This window comes from Sorangium sp. So ce1335, assembly GCF_051521615.1.
Taxonomy (GTDB): domain Bacteria; phylum Myxococcota_A; class Polyangia; order Polyangiales; family Polyangiaceae; genus Sorangium.
On sequence record NZ_CP150363.1, the window covers coordinates 4186846 to 4200075 of the forward strand.

The following is a 13230-nucleotide window of genomic DNA, read 5'->3' on the forward strand; positions in this document are numbered from 1 at the left end:
GGCGCTCAGAGCGAGCCGGAGACGCCGAGCCCGAGGGTGTCGGCCGTGACGATCGGCTTCACCGACAGGGAGACGTCGTTGCGGACGAGCTTCTGCTCGGGCGCCGCGAGGCCGCCGATGAACATGGCGGCGCCGGCGACCTGAGCGAGCCCGTCGACCATGAGGATGAAGACGCCGCCGCCCTTGGCGTCTGCGGTGCCGATGGTGATGAAGGGGCCCGCGAGCGGGATGTAGAGCGGCATGTAGCTCGCGCCGCTGCCGCCCTGGGAGCGCTCGTCGGCCTCGGCGACGAGCCCGGCCATCGCCGAGAGCACGTAGGTGACCCCGAACGTCACGGCGCCGCCGATGACCAGCCCGCGCCGCGCCCTGGACTCGACGCGGTAGCCCTCCGGGATGGTCTGCCCCTCCTCGTAGTTCATGATCCTCGGCCCGATGGGGACGGCGCCGGGCGGCGGGGCGTAGCCCGGCGGCGGAGCGTACCCGGGGGGCGGAGCGTACCCGGGCGGCGGGGCGTAGCCGGGCGGCGGGTAGTAGCCGGGCTGCTGTCCGTACGGAGCGCCGTACGGCGCGGGGGCCCCGTAGGGCGCCGGTTGGGCCTGGGCGCTCCCCGGAGGGGCGTCCGCGGACGCCGCGGGAGGCGCCTGCGCGAAGGCGGAGGAGGCGCTGAGCAGGAGTGCGGCCACAGGTGCTGCGCTGGCGAAGAGGGCTCGCGAGAGGTGCGCGGAGGCGCCCTGTCCGGGATGAATTTGCATGGTCGATGACGCTAACGCAGCTCGCGCGCGAACGTCCAGATGAGCGCAAGAGGCCCCCTGTGCGGCGCTCGTTGCTCGTTGCTCGTTGCTCGCCGTTCGTCGCCCGCCGTTCGCCGCGCGCAGCGCCGCTCAGGCCATGGAACCGCGCATCACCTGGCCGCACAGACGGCGCGCCTGTGTCCCGTCACGTGCGCGCGTGCTCTGGCATCGGCCGGGTCCTCGCGGCGCCGTCGTCCTTGCGCGGCTCGAGCGCCCGGGCGCGGGGGGCCTCCAGCAGGATCGGGGTCTCGCCCGTGATCAGCCGCGAGGCGCGCTCGTAGGTCAGGTACGACAAGGCCCACGAGAACAGCACCAGGAAGCGGTTGCGGAAGCCGATCAGGAAGAGGACGTGGACGAAGAGCCAGGCCAGCCACGCCATGAACCCGGACAGCTTCAGCCGGCCGAAGTCGGCGACGGCCGCGGCGCGCCCGATGGTCGCCATGGATCCCCTGTCGCGGTACCGGAACGGCAGCCGCGGCTGCCCTTGCAGCGTGCGTGTGATGTTGCGCGCCGCGTGGCGCCCCTGCTGGATGGCCGCGGGCGCCACGCCCGGCACGGGCGTCCCGTCCTCCTGCTTCAGCGACGCGAGGTCGCCGATGACGTAGATGTCCTCGTGGCCGGGCACCGTCAGGTCCGGCTGCACCAGCACGCGCCCTGCCCGATCGAGCGGCACGCCGAGGGTGCGGGCGAGGGGCGACGCCGCCACGCCGGCGCCCCAGAGCACGGTCCTGGCCTCGACGCGCCTGTCCCCGATCGAGACCCCCTCCGCGTCGATCCGGGTGACCAGGCAGTCCGTCCGCACATCCACGTTGAGCGCCGCGAGCTGCTGCCGCGCCTTCTCTCCGAGCTCCGGGACGTACGACGGCAGCACCTGCCCCGCCCCCTCGACGAGGATGATGCGCGCCTCGCACGGGTTGATGTGCCGGAACTCCCGCACGAGCGTGTGCCGGGCGAGCTCCGAGAGGGCCCCGGCGAGCTCGACGCCCGTCGGACCGCCGCCGACCACCACGAACGTCATCCAGGCGTCGCGCCGGGCCGGGTCGGTCTCGCGCTCGGCCGCCTCGAAGGCGAGGAGCACGCGCCGGCGTATCTCCAGCGCGTCGTCGACGGTCTTGAGCCCGGGCGCGAAGGCCGCCCACTCGTCGTGCCCGAAGTAGGAGTGCGACGCCCCGGCCGCCACGATCAGCTTGTCATAGCCGAGCCCGCCGTCCTCGAAGATCACCCTCTTCTGGACGGGGTCGATCGCCGTCACCTCGGCGAGGAGCACGCTCGTGTTCTTCTGTTTGCGGAGCACGCGCCGGATGGGCGCGGCGATGTCGCTCGCGTTCAGCCCCGCCGTCGCGACCTGATACAGGAGGGGCTGGAACGTGTGGTGGTTTCGCCGATCGATCACGGTCACGCGCACCGGCTCGCGCCGGAGCGTCCGCGCCGCGTAAAGGCCCCCGAAGCCGGCGCCGATGAGGACCACGTGCTCCATGGCCGTGGCCCTGCTGCTCGTCCTCCGCTTCGGCAAGCGTCGACAGCGCGGATCTCTCGCTTTCGATCGGAACGTCCTGGCCCGTTCCCTCGCCAGGACACGCTCGGACGGTGAGACGAACGCTCGCCGGCGTGCCCGGCTATCGGGAGGTGCCTGGTGGTCTATCGGGAGTGGCCCACTTCGGTCGGGCCGGTGGGTGCGCGGTGGGGGCTGCGCGGTGGGGGCTGATCGAGCGGTCCGCGCCGGGGCGGCTACACCGCTCTGCCTTCGGCGAGCCACCTGTTCATGAAGACGGCGCTCTGCTCCCACCCTTGCCGCAGCTCCTTCTCGGCGCTGCTCTCGATCAGGCCGCCCACGCCGAAGACCTTCGCCTCGATGACGATCTCGGCGATCCGACGCGTCTTGTTGTCGCCGATCGCCTCGGCGCGCACCACGCCCTCGTTGCGCATCTTGTCCGCCAGGGTGCTTGGCGTCAGCTTGAAGGTCCACACCTTCGTCGCCTTGTTCAGCCGGCCCTCTTCGGTGTAGCGGAATCCGGACCCGAGCAGCTTCTCCACGGGGCCGGGCAAGTTCATCTTCGGCTTCCCGGCCGACCTCCGGACGATCTCGGTCTCGGTCTCGAACTGCTCCAGGATCGTGTACTCGGGGAAACCGAGCTCCTTCTTGTAGAGCTCTTCGTTGAGGGTCTTGTCCAGGAACAGCTTCCAGAACGTGTCGATGTTGCAGTTGATGTCGTTCGTGACGGTGAACTTGCCCATGGATGGCTCCTTTGCGGTGCCGATGCGGTCTTCCTCCGCGTTTACCGCACCCCGTCCGTGGCGTCCATGTCCGCCCTCGGCCCGCCGACACGGGTGTTGCGCTGATGGCGCGTCCGTCTCCGCTGCGCGCGAAGGCGCTCGCTCCGCGTGATGCGGAAATCTGCGCCGGCCTTCCAGGGCTTCCGTATCCGTGCAAGCATCCACATGCTGTGACGTGCATCCTCGTCATCGACGACGACGCTGCGATCCGAGGCATGTTTGCGCGCGCGCTGCGTACGCTCGGCGATGTCGAGGAGGCGAACGGCGGGGCGCCGGCGCTGCGGCGGCTCTCCGCGCGCAAGTTCGACCTCGTGGTGCTCGATCTCCACATGCCGCTGGTCGACGGCTTCAGCGTGCTCGACGCGCTCTCGGCGAAGGGGGCGCTGAACCGGGACACCCCCGTCTTCGTCGTGACCGCCGATGAGTCGCAGCAGGCCCGCATCCGCGCGCTGCGGCGTCATGCGATCTTCCTCCTCTCGAAGCCTGTGCACCTCGCGACGCTCGTGTCGCTCGCGGAGTCATCCCTGAAGAAGGCGGCGTCCCGCGTCACCCCGGCGCCGCCGTCGCCGCTGCCCGACAAGGCTCAGCCCGACAGACCGAAGAGGGACTGAGCGCCCGCCGCGGCGGCGTCCACGGCGGCGCAGCCGGCGCGGGGGCTGTCCGAGGGCGCCGATCACCGGGGCCGGCGTCGCGGGCGCGGCCGGAGGCGCTACCGCGGCGCCAGATCGAGGCTGGGCGGGGCCGGCGAGGGCGCGCGCGGCGGGGCCTGGGCTGGAACGGGCGCGCGCGGCGGGGCCTGGGCTGGCACGGGCGCGCGCGGCGGGGCCGGCGCAGCGGCCGGCGGGGTCGCTGCCGGCGCAGGCTGGACCGGGGCGCGCGGCGTCGGCATCGGCCCCGGGATGCGCGACGCCGGGGCGGCCGGGGTCGGCGCTCCCGGCGTGGGCGCAGCGCCGAGCCCCGTGGCCGGTTGCCCGAGCGGAGCGGCCGCATCGGCGGGGACCGCGGCGTCAGCCGCCGTGGCCGCGGGGACCGCGGCGTCCGCGGGGACCGCGGCGTCCGCGGGGACCGCGGCGTCAGCCGCCGTGGCCGCGGGGACCGCGGCGTCGGCCGCCATGTCGGCCGCAGCGGCGTCGGCGACGGGCGCGGCCGTGACCGGCGCGGTCGTGACCGGCGCGGCCGGCGCCGTCAGGGCGGGCGCGCTCGCGCCCTGCGCCGTCGCCGCGCCGGCGTTCGGCGGATCCACGGTCGGCCCGGGCGCGCCGGGTACAGAGGACGGCGACACCTGGGAGCCGAACGGCAGGCGACCGGAGCGCCGGATCAGGAGGAGCGCGATGATCGCCGCAAGGCCCAGCACGGCCACCATCAGCAGCGCCGTCCGGACGAAGGATCCCCGCGCTGCGGCCGGGCGGGCGGCCCGCTCGGGGAGCGACGCGCCCGCGTCCGTGGGGTCGCCCGGATGCACGGCCGGCCCCGTGTGCGTCGCGCCGCGACCCGTGTGCGCCGGCGGCAGCCCCACCGGCAGCGGCGAGAGCCCCGCCGCGAACTCGAGCGGCGACGCCGTCGCGTCCGGGTGCGATCTGCGGGTCGCGTCCGGCGTCGACTTGCGCATGGCGTCCGGGTTCGACTTCCGCATCGGGTCCGGGTTCGACCGCCGCGAGCTGGTGGGCCCCGACATGCGCGAGCTGGCCGGCCCCGACATGCGCGAGCTGGCCGGCCCCGACATGCGCGAGCTCGCCGGCCCCGACATGCGCGAGCTCGCCGGCCCGGACGAGGCGGGCGCCGCGTCGGACGACGCCCCGTCCTCGGTCGCCTCCGGCCCGTCCTGCAGGATCGGCAGCATCGAGATGCGCCGGAGCATCACCTCGGTCGCGTCCTCGGGCCGCGCGGCCTGCGCCCGCTGCGGGTGGGCGCGCTCGGCGAGGATCCGATCGAGCTCGTCGATCGCCTGATCGATCCGCTCCTTGCGCGCCTCGGCGACCCCGGGGAGCAGATCGCGCACGAGCTGGCCGACCTGCTTGTCGGTGTAGCTCTCGCGGACCGCGAGGCTCACCTGCTCGAGATCGCGGCGCAGCTCCGCGGCGGTCTGGTACCGCTCGTTCGGGTTCTTCGCGAGCGCCCGCATGATGATGCGGTCGAGCTCCGGGTGGACCTCGGGCATGATCTCGCGCGGCGGCTGCGGGTTGCGGTTCGCGATCTGCTGCATCGCCTCGAGCGGGCCCTTGCCGCGGAACGGCGTGTGGCCTGTCACGAGCAGGTACAGCAGCACGCCCATGGAGAAGAGATCGCTGCGGCGGTCGAGCGTCCCGCCCATCACCTGCTCGGGCGAGAAGTACCCCGTCTTGCCCTTGATCGCGCCGACGCGGCTGATCTGCGCGCGCGCCCGCGTCTTCGCGACGCCGAAGTCGACGACCTTCACCATGCCGTCGAAGGTCACCATCACGTTCTCCGGCGTGACGTCGCGGTGGATCAGGTTGAGCAGCTCCCCCGTGTCGTCGCGGACCTCGTGCGCCGCGTGCAGGCCGGCGCACGCGTCGATCATCACGTGGAGCACCCAGCCGAGCGGCAGCAGCGCGCGCTTCGCCTTCTGGTTCGCGAAGATCTTCGCGATCGGCGCGCCGTCGATCCACTCCATCGCGAGGTAGGGCCGATCGCGGACCTCGCCGTACGCGAGGATGTGCACGACGTTCGGGTGGAGGATGCGCGACGCGGTGCACGCCTCGTCGAGGAACATCGCCCGCGCGTCGTCGTCCCCGCGCATCGCGTCCGACAGCAGCTTGACGGCGACGATCTGGACGGAGCCGTTGGGCCGCCGGAGCCGCGCAGCCCACACGGCGGCCATGCCGCCCACGGCCGCAGGGAACAGCAGCTCGTAGGGGCCGATCGTATCGCCCGGCTGGAAGTTACCGGGGTCGTCGTCGTTCCAATCACTCCACGGATCTTTGGCCACGCGCTCCCCCACCATGTCGGAAGACGTGCAGCGCGACAAGACCTGGCGCTCGGCGCCGTCCCGCCGCTCCGCTGCGCGGCGCCACCGGTGTCAGGCCCGGCGACGCTCGCCTACCATGCGCTCGAGCCGCCCGAGCGCCCGGACGAGGACCTCCTCGCTCGGACCGAACGAGAAGCGGACGTGATGGCGGAACCGCGACGGCCGCCCCGCCCGCCGCTTGCCCGGGTTGACGTCGAAGAATTCGCCCGGCACGACGATGACCCGCTCCCCGAGGGCCGCCCGGAAGAAGCCGTGCCCGTCGGAGAGCCCGGGGGGCAGATCGGCGACCGAGCCCCAGACGTAGAACGTGCCCTCGGGCTCCGCGTCGATGGTCACGCCGATCTTGCGCAGCCCGGCGAGCAGGAGCTCGCGCTTGCGCGAGAACGCCCGGTGGATGGCCGTCGTCTCGGCGCGGGTGTGCTCGATGGTGAGCAGCTCTGCCGCGGCGCGCTGCATCGGCTTCGAGCCGCCGCCGTCGAGGAAGCTGCCGGCGCTGGCGACCGCCTCGATGACCTCGCGCGGCCCCACCGTCCAGGTCACGCGCCAGCCGGGGTAGCGCCAGTTCTTCGTCAGACCATCGAAGATCACCACCGGATCGCGGTCGACCTCCTCGACGTAGCGCGCCGCGCTCTCCATCGGCGCCACGTCGCCCATCCCGTAGACGTAGTGCGAATAGAACTCGTCGAGCAGGAGCGCGCAATCGAGCTCCTTCGCGGTGCGGACCCACGCCGCGAGCTCCTCGCCGCGCACGTGCTTTCCGGTCGGGTTGCACGGGTTCGAGGCGAGGATCGCGCTCAGGCCGCGGCCCAGGATCTCGCGGCGGAGGTCGCCGACCGAGAACGAGTAGCCCCGCTCGCCCTCGAGGAGGATCGGGATCGGCGAGAACAGCCGGAAGATGTCGAGCAGCTCCTCGTACGCGGTGTAATCCGGCAGGAAGTGGCCGAGGTTGATCTGCCCGAGCGCCGCCGCGGCGCGGGTGAGGGCGATGCGGCCCCCGCCCGAGACGGCGACGTTCTCGGCCGTGTAGCGCGACGGCATGCCCCGCCGGTAGGCGCGGTTGTACAGCGACGCGACCGCCTCGCGCAGCTCCCACAGGCCGGCCACCGGCGCGTACTCCTGGTCGTCGCCGGCGATCGGCACCGCCGCGCAGCGCTCGGGCGCGCCAGGCAGCGGGCCCGTCTCCGGCTGGCCCTGCCCGAGGTTGCACCAGCCGTCGGCGCCCTCGTCGGCGCCCGGCTTGAACCCCAGGCGCGCGGCCTCGGTCGTCACGTAGATGACGCCCGTCCGCGGGACCTTCCGGAAGGCGTGGACCGCCCGCTCCTCGCCGCGCCGGGGCGGCGTGTTGTCCCGGTCGGCCGGCGCCCCGGGGTCGCTCGGTCGGGCCTCGTCTCCCTGGAGATCGCCGGGTTCTTCAGGATGCTCTCGCACTACGTCCGTCATCGTTCGCTTCCAGGATCGCGGGGGGCGCTTTCGATGTCGCGCCCCCCGGCGCGGGGGTGAGCGCCTCAGGCCTGCTGGGCCGCCGGCTTTCCGCCGTCGGCCGCCGTGGGCTCGACGGGCCGCGCCCACGGCACCGGCTTACCCGAGAACAGGCAGAGCAGGTAGTAGCAGAAGGCGAGTGAGACCGCGGTCAGCGCCGTGTACTTGTCGTCGTTGTAGTGGAACGTGATCCAGATGAACTGGCTGAGCGCGGCCAGGCCGAACAGGGGCACCTCGATCTCCCGTTTTAGCCGGGTGAGCGGGGCGGTCAGGATCATGAACGAGTAGTAATAACAGGTGAGCTGCGAGAGCAGGATGACGAAGATCTGGGCCAGGCACTGGGCCACCCACAGCGAGCGGATCCGCCGGCAAACGTAGACGAAGGCGGCCAGGCTCGCGGCGATGATCCCGTAGGCGACCCAGCGGTACTTCGCGTAGCGCTCGTTGCGCATCCGCTTCCAGACCTCGAACGGATCGACGAGCTTCGTGTCCTTCGTGTACTTCATCCGGCCGGACTCGACGCCGGTGCCGGGCTCGTGGGCGACGAGCACGCGCAGGCCCATGTGGTTGGTCAGCGGCGTCTGGTCGTGCACCTTGAGCGTGTGCTCGTAGAACCGCATGTACGAGTCCGTGCCGGAGACCTTCATGCTCACCGGGATGAGCACGGCCGCCGCGAGGACGCCCCCGATCAGCACCTGCACGTGCGACTTCGCCATGCGCTTGTGGCGGAAGAGGTAAATCCCCGCGACCGTCAGCCAGCCGATCACGGGCAGGCCAGGGAAGACGCGCAAGAGGCCGGCGTAGACCATGCTCGCGCCGGCCAGCTTGAGGTAGCGTTTGCGGATGAGGCACGCGGACAGGACGAGGTAGAAGAGCCAGTCCTGCCGGAGGAACGCGCCGCCGGTCCAGTAGAACGGCGCTGACGACTGGCAGCCCCAGAAGATCGCCGCGACCGAGAAGACTCGCCACCCGAACGCCCAGTAGATGGCGACGAACATCCCGAGCAGATAGAGGATATCGAAGCTGGCGAGGAACTGGAGATAGCGCGTGCTGGCCGGCTGGAGGTCCGCCCAGAATTTGCCCATGATCGTCCAGACCGGCGGCGGGTTGTAGCCGTGGTCCTTCTGCATGTCCTCCCAGTAGCCCTTGTCCGAGGCCGTCCTGAAGAACTGGACGTCGGCCTTGAACGCCTCCCAGCGCTCCGGGGCGAAGTGCGCCTTGCAGGCCTCCGGCTTGCTGAGCACCTCGCTCGCCGGCATGAGGAGGTTGTCGCCGCCGAGGTTCCGGATCTTCTTGTCCGGGTGGCGGACCTCCTTCGACATGTCCAGCTTGACCTGCCGCCCGGTGTCCTCGTTCGTGTACGTGACGAGCCCGAGCTCGTCCTGCGCGATCAGCGCGCACTTGTAGAGGCCGTCGTACCCCATCTCGGGGAAGTACTTGGCCCCCATGTAGTAATGGAACTGATCCCAGCGGTGGTAATACTTGGGATAGCCGAAGCGGAAGCCGTTGAAGTAGGAGACGATGGCGGCGATCCCGAGCGCCACGCCGACGAACCGCTTCCAGCGCTCCGCGATCGGCCGGCGCATCCCCTCGCGCTGCTTCTCGTAGAAGACGCAGAGCGCGGCGCCCATCGCGATGAGCACCTTCGCCAGGTCCACGGCGCGGGCGTGCTCGTCGATGTACCGGTGCAGGCCATAGAAGAACAGCGCGACGCCGCCGGCGACCGTGACGTACCGCGCCAGCACGCGCGAGCGCGCGGGGGCGAACGAGTTGAGCGCGTATGCGACGGCGAAGAAGGCGCAGAGCGCGGTGACGATCTCGATGATTTCTTGTGACGTGAGCTTCATGGCCTGCGTGTCGGATCGGGATCGGGGGTGACGCGGCGAGCGCGCCGGCGGGCCTCTGCGCCGGTGACCACCGCGGCGCCCGGCGGCGGGCGCTGCCGCCGCCGCCCCGACCCGCGGCTGCGGGCTGGAGCGCGTCGGTAGGGGCAGCGCCGTAGGTGCAGAACGCACCCCGTCCCGGACGGGCTCCACAGGGGAGGCGGGGCCACCTTAGCCGAAATCCCGGGAGTGTGGCGCTCTCGTTGAAGGAAGCGTCGGGAGCTGCGGGGAACGGCGGAAAACTGCGGGGAACTGCGGGGAACTGCGGGGAACGGCGGACCCAGGAGCAGCGAGGAACCGCGGAGCCGCCGAGAATAGCAAGGAACCGCCGCGAACGGCACGGTACCGGGAACGGCCGGAACAGCACGAGGCGCGGCGCAACCGCGGGGACAGGGGACGTATGGCGTCAACCGCGGGCACAAGCGGGAACAGCGGAATGTGCTGCGCAACCGCGAACAGCCGGGAACAGCCGGGAACAGCGGAGCTACGGTGGAATAGCGGGACTTACGGCGGAACCGAGGGAACGTCGGGAAACAGCACAAACAGCCGGGCACACCAGGGAACACCAGGGAACAGCCGGGAATACCAGGGAATAGCGAGCGTACCCAGGAGCTGCGTGTGGCCAGGGCGGAGCTGTGTCAGTTCGACGTGCTGCGCAATCGAGCGGGCTTCCTCCACCGAGCAGAGCTCGTGTATCGTCTTCCCTCGTGTCGAACGACAGTTTCTCTTCTGCTTCCTCGGGGGGCTCCGAGCGCGAGGGGGCTCGCGGTCCCTACGGCTTTCTCGTCCGAGTCGACGGCGCGCCGCCGCTCTGGTGCCGGGAGGTGCGGGGCTTCCACCGCGCCGCGGTGGCAGCGGCCGATCCCGACGCGATGCCGCCCGCGCAGCTCGTGCTCGTCGGCCTCGACGAGGCGACGCGCGCGTGGCTCGCGACGTGGGCCGAGGACAGCGAGCGCGTGCGGCGGACGCTGACGATCCGCAGGCTGCTCGACGACCGGGAAGCCACCGCGGTCGTGACGCTGGCGTCCTACGGCTACGGCGTCGAGACGGCGCTCGCGGTCGAGTCGGTCGTGGTGCCGGCCGGCGACGGGCCGGCGGCCATCCTGCGCAGCGGCGTGCACACGAAGGAAGAGATCGACGCGATGCTCGCGGTCCTGGCCACGGCGCTGCCGGAGGGCGAGGAGACGAGCTGGTTCGCGCACGTGTAGCGGGCGCGCCCCGGCGCCTCCGCCATGCGGCGCCGCGCCCCGGCGCCTCCGCCATGAGGCGCCGCACCTGCGCCGCGCGGCGCCGCAGCTGACGCGGCGGAGATCGCCGCGCGGGGCCACCCCGCATCCTTCCGCGCCGCCGCCGTGCCCCCTCATCGGCCGCCGTGCCCCCTCATCGGCCGCCGGCCTGGCCCTCGCGGTTCCGTCGCGCGCGCTCGCCGCGCTCTCCCGGCCTGCCGCTCCGCCATGTCATGTCAAGCGGCGATTCGCTTCCGTCTGGCAGCTCTGGCGGACGAGCCGGCCGATGCCGAGCCGGCCGAAGCCGGTCGAAGCCGGTCGAAGCCGGTCGAAGCTGGTCGAGACGAGAGCCGGAGAAAGAGGAAGTGAATCACTTTGCATGTTTCGGTGCGTGAGCCCCTTGCTCGCCTGAACAGCGGTGATAGGCTGGTCCTCGGCTTCGGACGGAGCATCAGCTCCAGGATGGTCCTGCCGCGGAGCACCGTGGTACCGAGGTCGACACCAGATCAGCGGGCTCTCCGTTGATCCGCAATCGAACACCCCTGCCATGCCGGACGGACTCTTTCGATCCGGCGCGGGGTGCCGGCACGCCGGAGGAGGGATGGACACCATGCACAGTACCAGTGGCTCTTCTATACCGGAGGCTGGGAACAGCTGACCCTCGTGGAGCGTGACGCAGGGCCATCGGGGCCTTGCGAGACGCCTCCGCGCTCGGCCAGGTCCGGCGCCTAGCAACCTGTTGAACGCCATCGCGACCTCCGCGAGGCCGGCAGAGAGAGAATCGTGGAAGACTCAGGTCTTCCGGTGGCGGTTCTCACCGGTGCTCCGGGGTCGATCGCTCGTCGCGATGGGACAGGGGTGGCGCCGCACAGGCGGGATCAAGCGGGGTCCAGAAGGCCTCCGGTAGAGGCCCACGGGACGGGTCGGGTGCAAGCGAAGCACCCGGCCCGTTTTTTCTTTCCATCGCCGGCGCGCGCTTTCTTGTCCTGCGCCGCGCCCCTCTGGTAGGCGGCGCCGATGCGGATGCTGCTGCTCGCGATGGTGCCGGCGCTCTCGGCGTGCGTCGAGGCGTTCGGGGACCAGCCCGCCGAGGAGCCGGGGACGGCGCTCGGCGCGTTCCACGTTGTCGCGGTGCAGACGTCGAACACGTGCGGCGAGGGGGCGCTCGGCACGGCGCTCCTCTGGGAGTTCGACGTCGAGCTCGCGCGCGACGAGGGCGCGCTCTACTGGGACAACGGCGCCAGCGTCATCGCGGGCGTCCTCGACGAGGATCAGGTGAGCTTCTCGATCGAGGCGCGCGTGGTCGTGGACATGCGCGGCGGCGACATGCCGCCGGGGCCGCCCTGCTCGATCGAGCGGCGCGACCGGGCGCGCGGGGAGCTCGGCGCCGCGGGCGACGATGTCGCGGACTTCGAGGCGAGGCTCTCCTACGAGTTCGCGCCCACCGCGGGATCGCGCTGCGAGGACCTCGTCGCCGGCGAGCTCAGCGTGGCGCCTGTGTTCGCGGCGCTGCCGTGCGGGATGGCCTACGATCTCGAGGCAAAACGGAGCGCGCTCCCGCCCGAGTGAGCGGCGCGAGCGTGGACCTCCGGGCGCGCGCCGCGGTAGGGTGCCGCGAACGTGAAGCACGTCATCCATCATCTGGGCGGGCGCGGCGGGCGGCGCTCCATCCTGGTCCATGGCGGCGCTGGCAACGTCGCCCCCGAGCGCAGGCCGCTGCACGCGGCGGGGTGCCTCCGCGCCGCGCGCGAGGGCGCGCGCGTTCTGGCGGAGGGAGGCAGCGCGCTCGACGCGGTGGAGCGCGCGGTGCGCGTGCTCGAGGACGACCCGCTCTTCAACGCGGGCACGGGCGCGTGCCTCAACGAGGAGGGCCACGTCGAGCTCGACGCGTCGATCATGGAGGGCCGCGGCCTGCGCGCCGGCGCGGTCTGCGCGCTGTCGGAGTTCGCCGAGCCGATCGCGATCGCGCGCGCGGCGCTGGAGGACGGCCGCCACGTGCTCTACGCCGCGCACGGCGCCGCGAGGTTCGCGCGATGGAAGGGGTTCTCGCCCGTGGGCGAGGCCGCGCTCATCACCGAGGCCGCGCGGGAGGCGCTCGCCGCGGCCCAGCAGGGCGCAGGCCGCGCGACCTCCTGGGCGGGCAGCACGGTCGGGGCGGTGGCGCGCGACGAGGCCGGCCTCACCGCCGCGGCGACGAGCACGGGCGGCACGGTGAACAAGCGCGTCGGGCGCGTCGGCGACTCGCCGCTCATCGGCGCGGGCACGTACGCCGACGACGAGGCCGGCGCCGTGTCAACGACCGGCCACGGCGAGGGCATGATCCGCCTCGCCGTGGCGCACTCGGCCGCGGAGCGGATGCGCGCTGGCAGCAGCGCGGTCGACGCCGCGCGGGGGATCATCGCGCACCTGGCCGAGCGGCTCGACATGACCGGCGGCCTCATCGCCATCGACCGTGACGGGCGGTTCGGGCTGGCGCGCTCCACGGCGACGATGTCATGGGCGGCGGCCGGAGACTGGGGTGAGGAGAGCGGTGTGTAAAATGTATTTACAAAGTTGTACCCGCTAGTTCTGCGATCCGGTCGTCACGTGGC

General features: G+C 72.0%; 10 protein-coding genes. 4 read left to right on the forward strand and 6 right to left on the reverse strand.

The window, feature by feature from the left end; genetic code table 11:
- Positions 1-5 precede the first annotated feature (5 nt).
- From WMF24_RS15475 to WMF24_RS15485, 3 genes are all read right to left on the reverse strand, one after another.
- Entirely contained in the window at positions 6-752 is a 747-nt protein-coding gene (locus WMF24_RS15475; RefSeq protein WP_437737174.1) for a hypothetical protein, read from the reverse strand.
- Positions 753-936: 184 nt separating this feature from the next.
- Positions 937-2268, reverse strand: coding sequence for an NAD(P)/FAD-dependent oxidoreductase (locus tag WMF24_RS15480; protein ID WP_437737175.1), 1332 nt, complete (start codon positions 2266-2268; stop codon positions 937-939).
- A 251-nt stretch (positions 2269-2519) separates the two neighbouring features.
- Complete coding sequence (locus WMF24_RS15485) at positions 2520-3026, reverse strand: DUF2505 domain-containing protein (protein WP_437737176.1); 507 nt, start codon at positions 3024-3026, stop codon at positions 2520-2522.
- 209 nt (positions 3027-3235) lie between these two features.
- Here WMF24_RS15485 and WMF24_RS15490 point away from each other — a divergent pair, with 209 nt between their 5' ends.
- A complete protein-coding gene (locus WMF24_RS15490) occupies positions 3236-3676 on the forward strand; it encodes a response regulator (RefSeq protein WP_437737177.1) in 441 nt (146 codons plus the stop codon).
- Positions 3677-3774: 98 nt separating this feature from the next.
- Here the strand turns inward: WMF24_RS15490 and WMF24_RS15495 are convergent, their stop codons facing one another.
- The 3 genes from WMF24_RS15495 to WMF24_RS15505 form a co-directional block, all read right to left on the reverse strand.
- Positions 3775-6012 carry a serine/threonine-protein kinase gene (locus WMF24_RS15495; protein WP_437737178.1) on the reverse strand — a complete coding sequence of 746 codons (2238 nt, stop codon included), beginning with the start codon at positions 6010-6012 and terminating at the stop codon, positions 3775-3777.
- Positions 6013-6102: 90 nt separating this feature from the next.
- Complete coding sequence (locus WMF24_RS15500; protein ID WP_437737179.1) at positions 6103-7491, reverse strand: pyridoxal phosphate-dependent aminotransferase; 1389 nt, start codon at positions 7489-7491, stop codon at positions 6103-6105.
- 65 nt (positions 7492-7556) lie between these two features.
- Entirely contained in the window at positions 7557-9377 is a 1821-nt protein-coding gene (locus tag WMF24_RS15505) for a hypothetical protein (protein ID WP_437737180.1), read from the reverse strand.
- A 743-nt stretch (positions 9378-10120) separates the two neighbouring features.
- On the opposite strand from WMF24_RS15505, the gene WMF24_RS15510 reads away from it, so the two are divergent.
- From WMF24_RS15510 to WMF24_RS15520, 3 genes are all read left to right on the forward strand, one after another.
- Entirely contained in the window at positions 10121-10621 is a 501-nt protein-coding gene (locus WMF24_RS15510; RefSeq protein ID WP_437737181.1) for a hypothetical protein, read from the forward strand.
- Between the two features lie 1035 nt (positions 10622-11656).
- Positions 11657-12208, forward strand: coding sequence for a hypothetical protein (locus WMF24_RS15515; protein ID WP_437737182.1), 552 nt, complete (start codon positions 11657-11659; stop codon positions 12206-12208).
- 51 nt (positions 12209-12259) lie between these two features.
- Positions 12260-13177, forward strand: coding sequence for an isoaspartyl peptidase/L-asparaginase (locus tag WMF24_RS15520; RefSeq protein ID WP_437737183.1), 918 nt, complete (start codon positions 12260-12262; stop codon positions 13175-13177).
- Positions 13178-13230: the final 53 nt, after the last annotated feature.

Excerpts from the sequence above, each read along its gene's own strand:
- WMF24_RS15480 (WP_437737175.1), bottom strand. The coding sequence starts at position 2,268 with ATGGAGCACGTGGTCCTCATCGGCGCCGGCTTCGGGGGCCTTTACGCG.
- WMF24_RS15475 (WP_437737174.1), bottom strand. The coding sequence starts at position 752 with ATGCAAATTCATCCCGGACAGGGCGCCTCCGCGCACCTCTCGCGAGCC.
- WMF24_RS15505 (WP_437737180.1), bottom strand. The coding sequence starts at position 9,377 with ATGAAGCTCACGTCACAAGAAATCATCGAGATCGTCACCGCGCTCTGC.
- WMF24_RS15485 (WP_437737176.1), bottom strand. The coding sequence starts at position 3,026 with ATGGGCAAGTTCACCGTCACGAACGACATCAACTGCAACATCGACACG.
- WMF24_RS15500 (WP_437737179.1), bottom strand. The coding sequence starts at position 7,491 with ATGACGGACGTAGTGCGAGAGCATCCTGAAGAACCCGGCGATCTCCAG.
- WMF24_RS15515 (WP_437737182.1), top strand. The coding sequence starts at position 11,657 with ATGCGGATGCTGCTGCTCGCGATGGTGCCGGCGCTCTCGGCGTGCGTC.